Source organism: Alteromonas sp. I10 (assembly GCF_003201515.1).
Classification (GTDB): domain Bacteria; phylum Pseudomonadota; class Gammaproteobacteria; order Enterobacterales; family Alteromonadaceae; genus Alteromonas; species Alteromonas macleodii.
The window spans coordinates 172,022-187,928 of record NZ_QJJN01000005.1 but is presented as its reverse complement, the minus strand read 5'-3'; the positions used below and the strand labels follow the sequence as shown (position 1 = coordinate 187,928).

Genomic DNA, 15,907 nt, shown 5'->3' with positions numbered 1-15,907 from the left:
TTACTTAAGCGCTTTCGTCAATCGATATTATAAAGTCGGCGCACGCTTGCACCTGAGTAACGGGGATCATGTGGCCAGCGCCAGAAATAATTTTGTGTACCGCACTTCCTATTGCCTTTGTTACCGCGCTGATGTGCTCATCGGGCCTCAAGATAGTATCTTTTTCACCATACAATACTCCAACAGGGCATTGAATCTCTTCATAACGAGTTTGCTGACGGTGCAGACTGCCCTGCGCAGATACTGTATCTCTGCTACCTTCATAAAAGCTTCGAGAGTGAAGCGCTAATAAACCACCGCCTTCAGTTGAAAAGGACGGGGGGACAGGTTCGGGGTGAAAAATTTGTGCGACTTGTTTTCTACCTAACTTTGCACGCAGTGGACTGGCAATGGTTTTTGCAACACTGCTGCGTACCCATTCATTGGGTATGTAAAGCACCGAAAGAGGCCCGGCACCACCTTTTAGTGGTGTAGTTAACGGACATAGAAGCGAAACCGATTTTATTTTGTCAGGTGCATCGATTGCCATCCTCAGTGCAATTCCTCCTCCCATTGAATGCCCAGCGATGCTCGCACTACCTATTCCCTCTTTTTGCATCCACTCGAGTATCATTTTACTTTGCTGCTCGAAGCTGGCGGATGTGTTTTTGTAGCGGCTCGAAAATCCGCTGCCTGGACGATCAACGGTATAGACCGTGTAGCGGGAAGCGAGGGTTTTTGCTAATTCGCTAAAATTGTTACTATTGCCAAGTAAACCATGAATCAGCACAAGCGTCGGACCGTTTCCTTGCTTTTGCCAGTGAATAATTCCACCATCAACAGGCGTAAGTTTTCCTGATGGTGTGAATGAAGCTTCGATATTGCTGTCCATTTTGGCGGTAAACCAAATAAGCGCTACAAAGATACAAATAATAATGAGCAATGCGATGATCATGTTTTATGTCCAAAATAAGGATAAAAAACAACCTATCGGTTAACGCAAAAATGGTCAAGTAAGCAGTAGTGATAGTGACTTATAGATGCAGGGCCGCTAGTGCTGCAACGTTAACGTGGTTACGCCATGACGTATTAGGATTTGAGATGGAATTAATAATAACCCCTTCTATCGCGATAGATGAAAGCGAAGCTGAATTGCAAGCTATTCGAGCACAAGGTAGCGGTGGGCAGAATGTGAACAAAGTAAGTAGCGCCATACATTTACGCTTCGACATAAATGGATCATCGCTGCCTGAAAAGCTGAAAGAAAAGCTACTTCAGCTTAAAGATAGTCGCGTAACCAACGAGGGTGTTTTTGTGCTTAAAGCGCAAAATTATCGAACGCAAGAACAAAACAGAGAAGATGCGCTAGCGCGACTTGTTGCGTGGATAAAGGCTGCGACAATTGAACAAAAACCGCGCATAAAAACAAAGGTGAGCTGTGCGGCAAAAGCACGTCGTGTAGATGTAAAAAAACAACAAGGTGCTAAAAAATCTATGCGTAAGAAAGTGGAATTTTAAACAAAACTAATCTAAAGTATAAAGCCTTATAGATGTCATTTCGCAAGACAACGGAAAATTCTTACAATAATAAATGAATGTGTCTTGTGCTTATGCTAATTATTGGAACTTAGGGAAGCATACAAAGTGACGCGTTCGAACGTTATTCCTATGGTGCTATTTGCAGCCATAGTGGTTTCGCTTGGGATTAATACACCGCAAGCCGCAAACGAGATTATTGCTCGTTTGTTCAACAAATCTATTTCTAATACTGAACTACAGCCCTCACAGGCTGATGTTGACCGTTTTCAGTCTATTTTAACTGACAAGTCTGAGAAAGAAGTACGAGCTATTTTAGCTCAGCGTGCACTTGGTAATAAAATTACCGAGTCTGTTCTTTCAGATTTTGCCGATAAAAATGCGATAGAGCCAAATGAAAGCGAAATTCAATCTGCGTATTCTGTAATAAAATTATGGACCGTTGATTTGGACAGCGATGGCGCCTATCAAGATGAAGAGCTAGAGCGTTACCGTTTGGCAATGGCGGAAGGCATGGCAAAAAGCTGGAAAGTATCGAAAGCCCTTTACGAAGCGTACGGCGGAGATGTGGTTTTTCAACAGGATAACCCGTTAACACCGGTAGGAGCTTATCAAAAACTGTTTGAACAGTATCGCGAAAAGGGTGAGTTTGTTATTTACGACCCTGCTTTCAAAGCTGCGTTTTGGAGTTCAGTTAAAATGAAATATGCCAAAACTTACGACCCAGATAATATAGATTTTTCACTTCCCTGGTGGGAAAAGAGCATGACTGCTTCAGAAAAATAGTTCGAAAAGCCCTGTTTTTACAGGGCTTTTTTAATTTTTTTAAAAAAATCAAACTCAGTGCGGAATAAAAACTTTTCTCTAATCGTTATCTCAGTGTCCTTTATGAAAAACGGAGATAACCGGATGAAAAAGTTAAACACTGCAATTGCACTAGCGTTAGGTATCGCATCAACGTCGGCCTTTGCTCAAGAAGCCACGTTCTCTGCTAACACATCAGCTAATGCGTCGACTTCTGCATCGCTTTCACTAACAAGCGGTGCAACTACACAGTCTGCAAATCAGGTTAATACGCAGACTTCTGCCGAAGGCGAAGCATCTACGCAGAGCCAAATCTCCACCGAGAGCTCAGCCGATGAACAATTATCAGCAAACCAAACAAGCAACGATCTATCTGCCGATCAGGGAGTGAGTCAAGTTTCTGCAACATCAGATATGGCGAACTCGATAACTTCGCCAGTGGCAAGCGCACTGACAAGTAGTGTGTCTGGGTCATTATCTGTACTGTCATCAGCGTCTGGAAATGCAGAACAAGTCGATGGAGCGGAGAGTGAAGCAGAAAGTACAGCGCAGACAGCGCCAAGCTTGGCATTGAACCAAATCGGTTCACTAGCAAACAATGGCGCGGAAAATACCGCAGGAGGTTCACTAACTGGCAGTGTAAGTGGTGCACTAAACAATACTGCAGAAACAGCAGCAGGCAGTACCTTATCGAACACGGCTGACAGCACGGCTGCAGGCACCATCGAAAGTGCGGTAAACGGCGGCGTAGCCAATACAGCAGCCAGCACCGTAGCAAGCTCAGTGACCAGCTCTGTAACCGGAACGGTTGGCACCGCTGTTGAAGGAACGATTACTGACACGGTAGGAAATACGGTAGAGGGCACGGTAGAAGGCACGGTAGCAAGTACAGTGGATAGCTCTGTAGATGGCGCAGTTTCAAATACAGTCGAGCAAACTGTGTCAGCAACAGTCGCAAATACGGTAGAAGGCACGGTAGCAAATACGGTGGATAGCACCGTAGCAAGCACCGTAAATAATACCGTGGAAAGTTCGGTTGAAAGCGCCGTAACAAGCACTGTAAACGACAACGTAGCTTCAAGTATTTCAGGTGCGCTTGGTCTTTAATATAAAGGCCTAAACCACTAGGTGGGCGTAGAGCAACCTTGAGCTAGCACGTTAAATAGCCACCTTAAAGTCTGAGTGCGGCTTGTCTAAATAGAAAGGCAAGCCGCTATTTAAGGTCTAGGCTGCAGGTGCGAACACATTGCCTCGCTATCGTGCATTCCTTAAAGCGAGCACCTCAAGTCAAATCTCACGTCTCTCCATCAAAAAAGAAATCGCAAAGTTTCACTTTCTCTGTGGTAGGTAACAACAATGAATACGCAAATACTTCAACACTCATCAACAACAAACAACCTTATTCGTGGCGGCCGCAAACGCCTATCGCTGTCCGTTGCAGCTGTTCTACTCAGTAGTAGCGCTGCATATGCGGACTCTGGCAGTCACTCGCACAATGATGAAGATGCGAATCATACGAACGCAAAACACCAAACGATTTCATTCTCAGGGTCTGGCTATTTAGGGTACCGCTCTGATAGCAATGTGAGCGTTAGCGAGCTCGATACGAATTCAGATGTGGCCGACGGCGCAGTACAGTCAGAAGCTCAGCTAAAGGTGCTGGTGAAGCCCACAGCGAAATGGGAAAATGTACTGTCGGTAAGTCAGGCGAATACCAACTATCAAACGCTAAGCGAGTTCGATCTTGGCCTTACCACACTGTCCGCTAGCACCAGCTATGCGTTTGACTTCGCCAAACTAGGAGCGCACTACTATCACGCTAGCGCTGAGCTAGACGGGCGTGACTTCCTCACCTATCAACAATCTGGATTATCAGTCGGAAAATTGTTGGGGCAGCGCACTTACTTGCGTGTTAGTAGCGACCTTATCGATAAACAATTCGAGAACACGCCTGAAGGTGCGCCAATTCGAGATAGTGAAGCAGCTGCTGTGCGCAGTGACCTATTTTACTTCTTCGAAGGGGAAGACTTCTTCCAAATCGCACTTAAGTATCAAAATGAAGTTGCCCAAAATAATGTGTTCGATTACACCGGCATTGGAATGGATCTAGCGTACACCTATCCTCTAGCGGTATTTAGTAAACCCTTGAAGCTTACGGTTGCCTATCAATTAGATGTAAGAGATTACGCCTCAGAACAAGATGGAGGTATAGGCAGGGAAGACGACAGACACGTTGTTGAGATGAGTGCCGATTACGCCATTCACAACAATATTGATATTAAACTGTCTACGCAATATGGAGACTTTGCTTCTAGTGTCGATGGCGCTAATTATCAAGAAACCATTGCTGAGTTAGGCATTAACGTTCATTTTTAGTGGGCGTTAATATAAATTCTATAATGAACAGCACGCTTAATTTAAGGCAGCACACCAAAACCGAATACGCTGTCTCGTCCGGGAGCCCCTGCATCTAAAGCTAGCTGCTGAAGTTTCAACAAGGCAGCGTTCCTTTCTTGTTTTTCGCGCAAAAAGCATGCATACAAAGCGGTGGCGCGCGGTGAAGCCATAGAGGTTCCCGTTTGCCTGATCGTTTTTCCATTAGGATGTGCGGCATCTACCGACACGCCAAACGCAGCAAAATCGACGTAATCCCCTTGGTTTGCCCACCTATAAATTACATTAGATTTATCAACGGCGGTAATGCCCAATGTTTCTGTATAAGCCGCGGGGTACAAGGGTAAAGAGGCTGGTCCCTCGTTGCCCACCGCAGCAATGATTTGAATACCGCTCTTATCCAATTGATTTATGACCCGCGCTAAAATAGGGTTGTCGGGACCTGCAAGGCTCATGTTTATGGCGTCTACCTGCTGTGATGCAAGATAGTTTAAACCTTCAATTAACGACATTAGCGTAGCGCCTTGGCTAACGCTATTACGCGAATAAAACACACTGGCGTTAAATACCTGGCTAGACTTCGGCAACGACGCCGCCAATAGGCTGGCTACTGCGGTACCGTGGTCTGACGAAAAGGCAACGTCAGTTTCGCTGTCCGCATTGCCATCTTGCTCCTGATTTCGATCTTGATTATGACCAACAATAAAAGACGCTTGCGTTAGATTAACGTGTGAGAGCAGTGGGTGATTGGACGCTACATGAGTATCAACCATTCCAATGCGCAGTGGGGTTGGACAGGTTTCCAGCTTTTCACTGCTTATCTCTTGAAAAGACCCGTTCGAAGTGGGCTTGGTCTGTGATAAATAAATATGATTTCGACCAATTTGAGACTGCAAATTATGGGGCAAACTGTTGCGAATAGACGACACATCATCCTCATCTCCTGTGACTTTAACTTTAAAAAGCCACTGAGAAAGCGCGGGCAAAAACTGAGCTTTTTGTATTTCAATATTGGCACCTTGAAAATGTACTTTGTCGGCTTCTTCCCCTAGGAATAGCCACTCCTTTTCGACAGCCAGAAAGCCATTTTCAACCGTTACTTCATTAACAACTACCTGGCCTGAAGTCGATAAAATAGTGGTTGCTGCAGGAGCGATAAATTGGGGGGCAGGAATGTCGCCTAGTACGCCCGACGCCACTGTTGATAAGTCTCTGGCGCCTTCGATAGATGATTGCGCTTTTCGTCTTGCTTCCTCGCGAATGGCGTTTAGGTCGGAGGAGGTTCGATCAATTATCGGACGCACGGGAGACACCACTTGATTCAATGTTCCTGCTAGTTGGGCTTGTGATGTTGGTGCCGCAATCAAACTCAAAATCGCCACAATGAGTGTGTACTTCATTTTACTACCTTTACGTTAACGTTGGGGCAGAACGGTGCCTAAAGAAGGAATGGCATAAATTGTGCCATAGCCTCTATTAGAAGCCTGTGGTCCATTGTGCAAAAACGTTGTTCTAAATGTGCGCTAAAGGCGAACAGGCATTTACCACTACCTTACAGTGTAGTGACGATTAGACAGAAGAAAAATTCCAATGCGACCCTTTAGACTGTTAAACATTCGCTTTGTCTAGATGGCTCACAGACCGCTGCAATACAGTGCAGTAAAAAAATAGTTCTTAGAACGTGGAATAAAAACAAAAGTGGCTCGTTATCAGGGTAGAGATAACGGGAAACCTCACAAAGGTACATGAAAATGAAAGATGAGTTGACTGAACTCGTCCCGTCATTGCGAAAGTTTGCATATTCGTTGACGGGTAACATGCATGATGCTGATGATTTACTTCAGAACACGCTTGAACGGCTATTGAGTAAACCGCTTCCTGAGCAAGTTACATTAATGGCTTGGGCATTTAGAGTGTGCCGCAACTGTTGGATAGACGAATACAGAGCGAAGAAAGTTAGAACCAATGCGACTGATGCCCTTTCCTATGAAGCGCAATCGGCGAATAGCTGTAACGACATAGATGACGCTATAACGCAGACAATTACGCTTAAACAAGTCTCAAGCGCTATGGATGAGTTACCCTGTGAGCAAAGAGAAACCCTTTCTTTGGTTGCTGTACAAGGGATGAGTTACGCGGATGCTTCTGAAGTGTTGCAGGTACCGACGGGCACTATTATGAGCCGTCTTGCCAGAGCGAGAGCAAAAATATCAAACTTACTAAATGGTCAAAACGAGGTGCTATCGTGATCTTAACTGACGAAAAACTCTCAGCATTTTTAGATGGAGAGTTAGATACCGCTGAGATGGATCTGGTTCGTGAAGCGATAGCGCACGATGTTACCGTTTCTGACCGACTCGCCGCACTTGCAGAAGTGGATAGAGTTGTGAAAGTTGCTGCAGAAAAAGCGACAGCAGTGGCGCTGCCTAAAGAAATCGTGGCACTTTTGAGTGATGAAAAACCGTTAAGCCAGGCAAGCGGCGTACAGGCATCTGATGCAAGCTTAGCCAGCGTAAGCGCTGCAAATCAAAGCTCCGTAAATCAAAGCTCTGCGGAAAACGTTAAGCCGTTTCCAAAGAAAGCGAATTCAACTAATAGTGCGCCACATAAACAAACGAAGTGGAAGGGGCCTTTTGCAATAGCTGCGAGTGTGGCGGTATTAGCGGGCTTAGTGTTCTTTAATCAACAGGGCGCTGAAACAACGCAGCCTTCTCATTGGGCGAGAGTATCATCGGTACTCGACAGTAATCTAACTGGCGAAGCAACAACCTTTGATTCAGGCGTGACGGTTACGCCACAGTTGTCTTTCGTAAATACGGAGTTTAACTACTGTAGACAGGCTGAAGTCTCATCGAAAGATGAACTAAATGTAATGATTGCTTGTAAAGATAAGCAAGGTGCGTGGCAGCTTGCCGCTAGCAAATTGGACGAGCTAGGTGAGCATGCAGGTCAATATCAAACCGCCACTAGCGCTAAAGTAATGGAAGAAGAGTTAGACAAAATGATGGCGTCTGCGCCATTAAACCGAGAGCAAGAGAAAAACGCAATTGAAGCAACTTGGCTAGCTGACAAGGCCGAAGGAGTAAATGATGAAAACTAAAATTATGTTAGTACTTGCGGTATTAATTATGGCGGGCTGCGCCAGTCAACCCGATTATAGACAGGCCAAAAAAGGCGGCTTTGGCTACACGGAAAGTAAGTTGAGTGATACCCAATATCGCGTGCATTTCAAAGCGAAGGGGTCTGATAAAGGCAAGGCGATGGATTACGCCATGCTCCGTGCTGCCGAACTCACGTTATTAGAAGGTTACGACTGGTTTGTAGTGACTGACCGAGAGACCTTAGTAGATAAGGAGACCGTGCAAACCACACCTACCGCAGGCTTTAGCCAGCGATATGCACGGGTTACCGAGTGCGGTGTGCTCACTTGCAGAACGTCCTACCACCCTACTACCCAATTCGAAACCGGTGTGTTTGTAGGGGGCTCTCAGCAAAGTGAGATCGAAAGTATCTTGAGTATTGAGATAGGCAAAGGTACGCGTCCAACGTCGGCAACGAGCTTTGACGCAAGAGAAGTTCGCGATAACTTACAGCCTAAGACGGAAGAGTGATAAAAAATCAAAGGGCATAACCTCCCTTGACTACGACACAAATAAAAAGGGCCGCTGCATTATGCAGCGGCCCTTTTAGTAGCAGTAAAGATTAACAACATAGTGATACCAGATTGTTATACTGCCAGTGTCTTAATTCATATATTGGAGACGGCGATTAATTAAAATAACCATCGACCTCTTTTTCAGCTTCGTCACGGCTTTTGCCATAAGCTTGTTGAATCTTACCTACTAGTTCTTCACGTCGACCGTCAATTACATCTAGGTCGTCATCGGTAAGTTTGCCCCACTTTTGCTGCACCTTACCTTTCATTTCTTTCCAATTACCTTCAATACGATCACTGTTCATAACTTGCTCTCCTTATCCAAACAATTGGTTGAAAAAACTGGCGGAATAATTGGCCAGTTATTTTCTTAGCAGCAAATGCTGTTCCATTGTGTAGGTGCATGAAAGTATTGAATTTGTTGTTTATGAAAATTCTGCCGTACAGTTGTTTTTTATGCAGAATTTACAAGTTCTTGCAAAGCCTACAGGAAGCATAGTCATCAACTAGGCCAATGTTTTAGCATACGCTTCACTGTCCTGCCTTTTTTCTATTTTATGTTGATCTTCGCTGCGGCCTTTCTTCCAGTAGCTGCTAATATAAATATTCTCGTGCGCCACGGATTTTTCGTCCTTGAGCCATGTCCGAATCGCCCGCATATCAGAAAATTCACACGCCACCCAAACTGTGGGATTTCCGTCGAGCCAAGGTAACTGGTCGAGGCGGGAAGGTAAAGATTGCTCATGTTCCCATATCACCGTTACTCCTTCGGGCTTTTTAAGTGTAACCGCATCCTTTTCGTCTTCAATTTTAATCACGGCGTAGCCTTTGGTTTGTACAGGAAGCTCGGCGAGGTGATTTCTAATACTAGGAAGCGCTGTCATGTCGCCAGCCAACAATATCCAATCATATTGCTCGCTGAGTCCCTTACTAGAACCAGGCCCTGCGAGCGTGATGATGTCGCCAGGCTTTGTACTTGTCGCCCATGCCGACGCAGGGCCAGTTTTACCACCATCGGCATGGATAACCATATCCAGAACCATTTCAGGCTTCTCTGCGTCAAAGTGCGCAACCGTATAGGTGCGCATTGCCACTTGGCTCGTATCTGTGGGGCGTTTCAGCGGGTTTCCTTCTAGGTCGAACATAAGTTTAATGTACGCACCTGCAGTAACCGAGGGAAAGGTAAGAAGGTCTTCCCCACTGAGGTGTACACGCTGCATATTTGGGGTAATTCGGACTGATTGGGTGACAATAGCTCTGCGAGGTTGCGGTTTAGACATTAGCTTACTCCTGTGATCTTGAGTAGCTATTCTATTTGGAAATAATTCTCATTTCCATTTCTAAAGGTGAAATGATCAGGATTGTTTAGTTCTATTTTTTAGATTAACTGACCGGTCTTGAGAGAAACTAATACAAATAAAATAGATAGGTGTACGTTGGATTAGCACTATAACAATAAGCGAGGAATACGCACTGGAAAAGGAAAGATTAGAGCAAAAGAAAAGGGGCTAAAAAGCCCCTTAAAAAACCACAACATAACTTGGAAAACACATTTACACACCACAAAGACGCACACTCAACGACTTCATGTATAAGTTAAGATAGCCTAATTATAAAAAGGTTCCGCTTTTTTAAAAATAAAAGGTAAAAAAATAAATACCTTTGAAATAGGCGTATTCCTGTCACCTGTCAGGCTGGCATTAATTCGCTAAGGCCTGTTTAGCTTTGATGACGAATTGGGCCAAATGTATAGCAACGGTTAACAGGCCCTAGCCAACGTGTCTTATTCTTCGCAATGTTATGTAGACGACGCACGTGGTTGCTGCGATGAGCGCTGACGCTATAGCGAACGGAAGCGCGATGTCCAGTTGGTAAATGAAAGCTGCCAGTGGTGGACCTATTACGTAGCCCATGGCAGTAGTCGCTGTAATTAACCCAGTGATAGTGGCTTGTTGAGAGGGGGCGCAGTAGGTCGTTGCTGCAGCTGCCAAAGATGGGTAGGCCATTCCCATACCTAAACCCATTAATGTCATGGCCGCATAAAGCATAAATAACGAATGTTGAAGAAAGAGCAGCAAGTAGGCTAAGCCCAATAGCGGAAGCGCGATAGTTATCATCGCTTCTTTGCTTATTCGGCCTTTTTGTACCCACCCAAATTGGGCTGTAAGAGACGCGGCTGCACTGACCATCATCGCGAAACCCACTTGCCGAGCAGCGTCTACGGGTGAATAGTCGTAAAAATCGATAAAAAAGAAACCCAGTGATTGCTGCATCATCGCCATTGCGCAAAATACACAAATACATGCAGCGACGAATACATAAGGTACTTTGCTAGGCGCTTGGTTATTGTCGCTAGTCTGCTGAGCGTTTTTTTGCTGAGACAAAGGCGGCAGAACAGGTAGCTTAAAATATACCAATGTAAGCGCCAGCAAGGTTAGCAAAACGATGCTGTACAACGGTGCTAATAAGCCAAAACCGACTAAAAGCCCAGCGTAGGCGGGCCCCACAATTTGCCCTACGTTGCTTGCAGAGGTGACTTTGCTGATTGCACTTACTCGACTTTGGGGCGTACTGATGGCGACGGCGTAACCTACCGCAGAAGGCGGAGTTGCAGACATAATGGTTGATTGCAGACTTCGGCTTATCAACAATGCCAAAAACAAATTGGTGCCGCTTATAATGCCAGAAAATCCTGCCATCCATGCACTAGCGAAGGCAAATGTGCCCAAGCTATAACCCGACAGACCAACCATTAAAATACGTTTAAAGCCCGCACGCTTAGCGACTTTGCTCCACACATTCGTACCGAACGCAAAGATAAGTGCAGAGCTAGACATAATAGTGGCAATGTGGAATTCAGAAAGGTTCGCCTGTCGCCCCATAGAAGGGAGTGTGGTAAGCATTACGCTTTGGCCAACAGACGTAGCGAGCAACGCACAAAAAAGAACTCTAAAAACGATAGTAGATGCAGACGGCGAAAGCACGCAGGTAGCCCTTTTGTTAGGCGATAAAGAATCAACGCAATTTTATCACAAATGAAGATAAAAAAATGCCCGCCAAAGGCGGGCCAAAATCAGAGGTATGTAAAGGCCGGGATGGGCCTTTGAGGGGAGAGGGTAGTCGTCGGATGACAACTCACTAATAACATCGACGACATTACCAGTGTCCTCACTATGGTCTCGCTGAAGCAACACACACGTACATTCAACGAATCCAAATTGGGTCAACAATCCCTTGCTGCACGAGACATCACTGTCGGTGCTTGCGATGTAGGTACTCAGAGCTTGTTTGCAATCCTTATGAAACAAGTGCCTTGCATCCTGCGAGTTTAATTAGGTTGTCTTTTACCTAACCTCATCATCGACCAGCAATTTAACGAATCTTCTACAGGCATCCATTAGCTACAATACTGACACATCCGTTTTTCCTTGGTGACACACTCCATGCACTTCCCATGTCGTCACCTTCAGTATTTGTCATCTACGCAATTTGGCCTCTCCGTCGCTAAAGCTATCCTAGCTACAAACTGCGTTCTGTATTTATCCGTTAGTCTAATGTATGCGTGATCTGTGCCAAACCTTAAATTCAATTTAGAATAATTTTAATTTACTGATTTTTAAAGATTATTTTTATTTTTGGACAGCGGGTAGCTCGTATTTGAAAAACTAAGGTTGAGTAGGTATGTAGTTTTTTCTCGGTGGTGTGTAGCGTTTTACAAACACTTTTCTTTTCTCTGTGTTACTCGTCGCATTGCTCTTGATCTTTTCTAAAAATACATTAGATTATTTATATATTAGAATAATCTAATTTAATACTGTGTCCCATAAACGCTGTGGCCCATAAATGTACCCATTGTTTTTGCTAACGCAGGTAGGCGTTGTGAAATGTTCTGCAGATCAAAGGTCATGGTTTGTGAAAGTGGAGCGCCACTCAACACACCAAGGAAACACAGTGGATGGAGTTAACCCAGTCGTATCACGATTAGAGGGAATCAATGTATTTCCTAGTAGGAGTTCATAGCTATGTTCACGGCAGTTATTGAAAAATTACTGTTCCTATCTACCCAGAAAGGTAAGTGGGTTTATGCCGCTTTACTGTTGGCTGTTGTCTTTTGCGCTTATCAAATGCGGCTAATTACGATAGACACCGACCCAGAGAATATGCTTGAAGCCAATCATCCTGCTCGCGTTTTTCATAACGATGTGAAGCATACTTTTGCTATGCACGACGCGATAGTGGTGGGGGTTATAGCATCACCGGCCAATGACACAGCCACTCATAATGCTGCTTTAAGTACCAATAAAGGCATCTACACACCAAACAACCTGCAAGCAATAGACGTTGTTACCCAGCAAATATTAAACACTGAGGGGGTTATTGCTAGAGATGTCATGTCGTTCTCAACAGTGGACAATATTACTCAAGGTGACGACGGTGAGCTTAAGTTCTCTTGGATGATGTCACAAGCCCCATCATCGCAAGAGGAAGCAGATTACATTGCCAATGCTATTGCACGCCTTCCAATGTTACAGGGGAGCCTGGCTTCCTCATCACACAATGCTGCGGCTATCTATGTGCCCATTAAAGATAAAAATGAGAGCTTCCGTATTGCGGAAGATATTCGTGCATATATTGGCGCGAATACAACAAACGAAACATTGCAGTGGCACATAACAGGACTCCCTGTTGCTGAAGATCAATTCGGCGTTGAAATGTTTATTCAAATGGCAATTTCAGCGCCAGCTGCGGGACTAATGATTTTTATCCTCCTCTTTATCTTTTTCCGCAATTTTACGCTGATTACCGCCCCGATGGTGGTGGCAATGGCAACGGTAATTATCACAATGGGGGCGCTAATCGGCTTAGGTTTCACTGTGCACATCATGTCATCCATGATTGCCATATTTTTGATGCCTATCGCTGTTGTTGACTCGGTGCATATATTGTCTGAGTTTTCAGACCGCTATAAACCAGGTCAAAAGGCCGATGAAGTGATTACCACAGTGGTTGAACACCTATTTCAGCCGATGCTGTTTACGTCGCTGACCTCTGCGGCAGGGTTCTATTCACTTATGCTAACTCCCATTCCACCCGTACAGATTTTCGGTGCTTTCATTGGGTCAGGTATTCTGTTGGCTTTCGCTATTACGCTTACCTTTATTCCAGCTTATATATCAAGAATGTCGCCAGAGGCGCTCGCAAAATTGCAGTCTGCACTGCACGCCGATGCCAATTCCTCATCAATGAAAACAACATACTTACAGCGATTTGTGTACGGTATTCGCACCTTGGCGCTAAATTATAAAGGGGCATTACTCGTTGCGTTTATGGTGATTTCAGCGGTATCAGTGTGGGGTATTTTCCAAATACAAATTAACGATAATCCTGTGCGCTGGTTTAAAGAAAATCATGAAATTCGCGTAGCCGATAAGGCGCTTAATAAGGAGTTTGCGGGTACGTATAACGCGTACATTGTTATTGAAGATACCCGCAAGCTGAAAAGTGCAGGTGAAATACTGCTAAGTGCAGAGTTGCCCCCTTCATTAGATGAATGGCGTGAAACAACCCTCGATACACTAAACAATGAAAATGCCGGCAATAATTTTGAAACTCTCGCATTTGCCGTCGATGATGCATTATTCGGTGATCTTGATAGCGACGAATATGACGCTTTAAATCGATTGCTTTCAAGCATTGATGAAATTAAAGGCACAAGCAAAACGTTTCAACAGCCCGATAATGTAGCGCTGCTTTCAGACCTGCAAAATTACCTAAGCACTCAAACGCTGGTGGGTAAAACTCAGTCCCTCAGTGATGTGATTAAAGTGGTTAACCGAGAGCTGCATTCGGGCAATGACAGCGACTACGTGTTACCTAATACTCAGCCGGCGATAGCACAGACGCTCTTGCAATATCAGTCCTCTCATAGGCCTCAAGACTTGTGGCATTTCGTGACACCAGACTATCGTAAAACCTTGGTGTGGCTACAACTATCCAGTGGTGACAACCAAGATATGACAAAGGTAATTGAGTTAGTCGAATACTACTTCGCTCAACACCCACTGCCTGATGGCCTGACATATCAATGGGCAGGTAAGGCATACCTAAATGTGGTGTGGCAGAACAACATGGTTGCAGGCATGTTAGACAGCTTACTTAGCGCCTTCATTATTGTTTTTGTGATGATGGTATTGCTGCTGCGCTCACTGATATTCGGTGTATTAGCCATGCTGCCCCTTACCATAACTATCACCTTTATTTACGGTGCTATTGGCATTGTAGGTAAAGATTACGATATGCCTATTGCCGTGCTCTCAGCCCTGACATTGGGTTTGTCGGTAGACTTTGCCATTCACTTTCTGGCTAGAGCCAAAGAGATTTACAAGCAAACGGGTAACGTGAGTAAAACGTTTGATGCCATGTTTGAAGAGCCTGCTAGCGCTATTACTCGTAATGCGCTGGTCATCGCGCTTGGCTTTACGCCGCTGCTTTTAGCACCACTTGTGCCTTACATCACCGTGGGCATTTTTCTGGCAAGTATCATGTTTATTTCAGCACTCGTTACGCTGCTGGTGTTGCCAGCTGCTATGACGTTGCTTAAACGTTGGGTTTTCAAGGAGGCCTAAAATGCGTATTTCCATATTATCAGTGTTCATGTGGCGTCGACCAAAAATACGAAACCTTCGAAGCATGTTCAGGGGCCTTGTTGCGCTATTACTTATATCGGGTAATGGATTCGCTCAAGCCTTGGCAACCCAAAGCGACGAAAGCAGCAGTAGTATCGATGTTGCTGAAATCGTTAATAAGGCTGAGCAGGCGGCGTACTACGCGGGCAATGACGGACGTTCAATGGCGAGAATGCTCATTGTAGATGAGCAAGGTCGAAAGCAAATGCGTCAGTTTACTATTCTGCGCAAAGATGTGCCGAATGAGGCAGGCGCCGACACCGGCGATCAACGTATGCTGGTTTTCTTTAGCCGTCCTACTGAGGTTGAAGGCACGGTATTTCGCGTTGAGAAGCATGCGGCGCTTAATTCTGATGACGACCGTTGGTTATATTTACCGGCTTTAGACTTAGTAAAGCGAATCGCCGCAGGCGATAAACGTACATCGTTTGTTGGTTCTCATTTCTTCTATGAAGATGTTTCCGGCCGCGCAACGGCCCAGGACAGTTTTGAGCTGCTTGAACAAACCCAAACTCATTATCACTTAAAAGCAACGCCCAAGGACACAGCGCTCGTAGAGTTCAGCCACTATGTAGTAGAGATAGACAAAGACACTTATTTGCCCACCTTAATTAACTTTTATAAGGGTGACAATAACTACCGCCGCGTTGAAGCTGTGACCATTGAGACTATACAGGGCAATCCTACTGTGGTGAGGAGTAAGGTGACGGACCTGGCATCAGGTGGCTATACCCTTATGGAATTCAGAGGGATTGAATACGACATAGGTCTTCCAGATAGCATATTTAGTGAGCGTAGCCTACGTGTGCCACCGCAACGCTATATTAAATAACACTATTTTGAAAAAGGAATT

14 protein-coding genes are annotated in these 15,907 nt (G+C 45.0%); 9 read left to right on the top strand and 5 right to left on the bottom strand.

Annotated features, from left to right (window positions below):
• Positions 1-4: 4 nt before the first annotated feature.
• Positions 5-934, bottom strand: a complete 930-nt coding sequence (locus tag BZA03_RS11840) for an alpha/beta fold hydrolase (protein ID WP_110288888.1) — start codon at positions 932-934, stop codon at positions 5-7.
• A 146-nt stretch (positions 935-1,080) separates the two neighbouring features.
• Here BZA03_RS11840 and arfB point away from each other — a divergent pair, with 146 nt between their 5' ends.
• From arfB to BZA03_RS11820, 4 genes are all read left to right on the top strand, one after another.
• A complete protein-coding gene (gene arfB, locus BZA03_RS11835; RefSeq protein ID WP_110288887.1) occupies positions 1,081-1,497 on the top strand; it encodes an alternative ribosome rescue aminoacyl-tRNA hydrolase ArfB in 417 nt (138 codons plus the stop codon).
• 126 nt (positions 1,498-1,623) lie between these two features.
• Positions 1,624-2,301, top strand: coding sequence for a hypothetical protein (locus BZA03_RS11830; RefSeq protein WP_039229119.1), 678 nt, complete (start codon positions 1,624-1,626; stop codon positions 2,299-2,301).
• Positions 2,302-2,424: 123 nt separating this feature from the next.
• Entirely contained in the window at positions 2,425-3,426 is a 1,002-nt protein-coding gene (locus BZA03_RS11825; RefSeq protein ID WP_110288886.1) for a hypothetical protein, read from the top strand.
• A gap of 249 nt (positions 3,427-3,675) precedes the next feature.
• Positions 3,676-4,695: an outer membrane beta-barrel protein gene (locus BZA03_RS11820; RefSeq protein ID WP_110288885.1), complete on the top strand. Its 1,020-nt coding sequence runs from the start codon at positions 3,676-3,678 to the stop codon at positions 4,693-4,695.
• Positions 4,696-4,736: 41 nt separating this feature from the next.
• Here the strand turns inward: BZA03_RS11820 and BZA03_RS11815 are convergent, their stop codons facing one another.
• On the bottom strand, positions 4,737-6,113 hold the full coding sequence (locus tag BZA03_RS11815; RefSeq protein ID WP_075177241.1) for a S8 family serine peptidase: 1,377 nt from the start codon (positions 6,111-6,113) through the stop codon (positions 4,737-4,739).
• A gap of 351 nt (positions 6,114-6,464) precedes the next feature.
• Here BZA03_RS11815 and BZA03_RS11810 point away from each other — a divergent pair, with 351 nt between their 5' ends.
• The 3 genes from BZA03_RS11810 to BZA03_RS11800 are packed head-to-tail and all read left to right on the top strand — an operon-like array spanning position 6,465 to position 8,324.
• Positions 6,465-6,962, top strand: coding sequence for an RNA polymerase sigma factor (locus BZA03_RS11810; protein ID WP_039229337.1), 498 nt, complete (start codon positions 6,465-6,467; stop codon positions 6,960-6,962).
• A complete protein-coding gene (locus BZA03_RS11805; RefSeq protein ID WP_110288884.1) occupies positions 6,959-7,813 on the top strand; it encodes a DVU3141 family protein in 855 nt (284 codons plus the stop codon). The genes BZA03_RS11810 and BZA03_RS11805 overlap by 4 nt, the downstream gene beginning before the upstream one ends.
• Entirely contained in the window at positions 7,803-8,324 is a 522-nt protein-coding gene (locus BZA03_RS11800; protein ID WP_014977712.1) for a hypothetical protein, read from the top strand. The genes BZA03_RS11805 and BZA03_RS11800 overlap by 11 nt, the downstream gene beginning before the upstream one ends.
• Before the next feature lie 157 nt (positions 8,325-8,481).
• Here BZA03_RS11800 and BZA03_RS11795 read toward each other — a convergent pair whose 3' ends face one another.
• The 3 genes from BZA03_RS11795 to BZA03_RS11785 all read right to left on the bottom strand — a co-directional run bounded on the left by BZA03_RS11795 (position 8,482) and on the right by BZA03_RS11785 (position 11,301).
• Entirely contained in the window at positions 8,482-8,673 is a 192-nt protein-coding gene (locus tag BZA03_RS11795) for a CsbD family protein (RefSeq protein ID WP_014951177.1), read from the bottom strand.
• 201 nt (positions 8,674-8,874) lie between these two features.
• Positions 8,875-9,648, bottom strand: coding sequence for a siderophore-interacting protein (locus tag BZA03_RS11790; RefSeq protein ID WP_110288883.1), 774 nt, complete (start codon positions 9,646-9,648; stop codon positions 8,875-8,877).
• A 489-nt stretch (positions 9,649-10,137) separates the two neighbouring features.
• A complete protein-coding gene (locus BZA03_RS11785) occupies positions 10,138-11,301 on the bottom strand; it encodes an MFS transporter (protein ID WP_207198635.1) in 1,164 nt (387 codons plus the stop codon).
• 1,089 nt (positions 11,302-12,390) lie between these two features.
• On the opposite strand from BZA03_RS11785, the gene BZA03_RS11780 reads away from it, so the two are divergent.
• Positions 12,391-14,994 (top strand): RND family transporter, encoded by a 2,604-nt coding sequence (locus BZA03_RS11780; RefSeq protein ID WP_110288882.1) that lies wholly within the window; start codon positions 12,391-12,393, stop codon positions 14,992-14,994.
• Between the two features lies 1 nt (position 14,995).
• Positions 14,996-15,886, top strand: coding sequence for an outer membrane lipoprotein-sorting protein (locus BZA03_RS11775; RefSeq protein ID WP_014951173.1), 891 nt, complete (start codon positions 14,996-14,998; stop codon positions 15,884-15,886).
• Positions 15,887-15,907: the final 21 nt, after the last annotated feature.

What these genes read in the sequence shown, in the direction of transcription:
- BZA03_RS11790 (WP_110288883.1), bottom strand. Translation starts at nt 9,648, where the DNA reads ATGTCTAAACCGCAACCTCGCAGAGCTATTGTCACCCAATCAGTCCGA.
- BZA03_RS11810 (WP_039229337.1), top strand. Translation starts at nt 6,465, where the DNA reads ATGAAAGATGAGTTGACTGAACTCGTCCCGTCATTGCGAAAGTTTGCA.
- BZA03_RS11800 (WP_014977712.1), top strand. Translation starts at nt 7,803, where the DNA reads ATGAAAACTAAAATTATGTTAGTACTTGCGGTATTAATTATGGCGGGC.
- arfB (WP_110288887.1), top strand. Translation starts at nt 1,081, where the DNA reads ATGGAATTAATAATAACCCCTTCTATCGCGATAGATGAAAGCGAAGCT.
- BZA03_RS11825 (WP_110288886.1), top strand. Translation starts at nt 2,425, where the DNA reads ATGAAAAAGTTAAACACTGCAATTGCACTAGCGTTAGGTATCGCATCA.
- BZA03_RS11840 (WP_110288888.1), bottom strand. Translation starts at nt 934, where the DNA reads ATGATCATCGCATTGCTCATTATTATTTGTATCTTTGTAGCGCTTATT.
- BZA03_RS11780 (WP_110288882.1), top strand. Translation starts at nt 12,391, where the DNA reads ATGTTCACGGCAGTTATTGAAAAATTACTGTTCCTATCTACCCAGAAA.
- BZA03_RS11795 (WP_014951177.1), bottom strand. Translation starts at nt 8,673, where the DNA reads ATGAACAGTGATCGTATTGAAGGTAATTGGAAAGAAATGAAAGGTAAG.
- BZA03_RS11820 (WP_110288885.1), top strand. Translation starts at nt 3,676, where the DNA reads ATGAATACGCAAATACTTCAACACTCATCAACAACAAACAACCTTATT.
- BZA03_RS11815 (WP_075177241.1), bottom strand. Translation starts at nt 6,113, where the DNA reads ATGAAGTACACACTCATTGTGGCGATTTTGAGTTTGATTGCGGCACCA.
- BZA03_RS11775 (WP_014951173.1), top strand. Translation starts at nt 14,996, where the DNA reads ATGCGTATTTCCATATTATCAGTGTTCATGTGGCGTCGACCAAAAATA.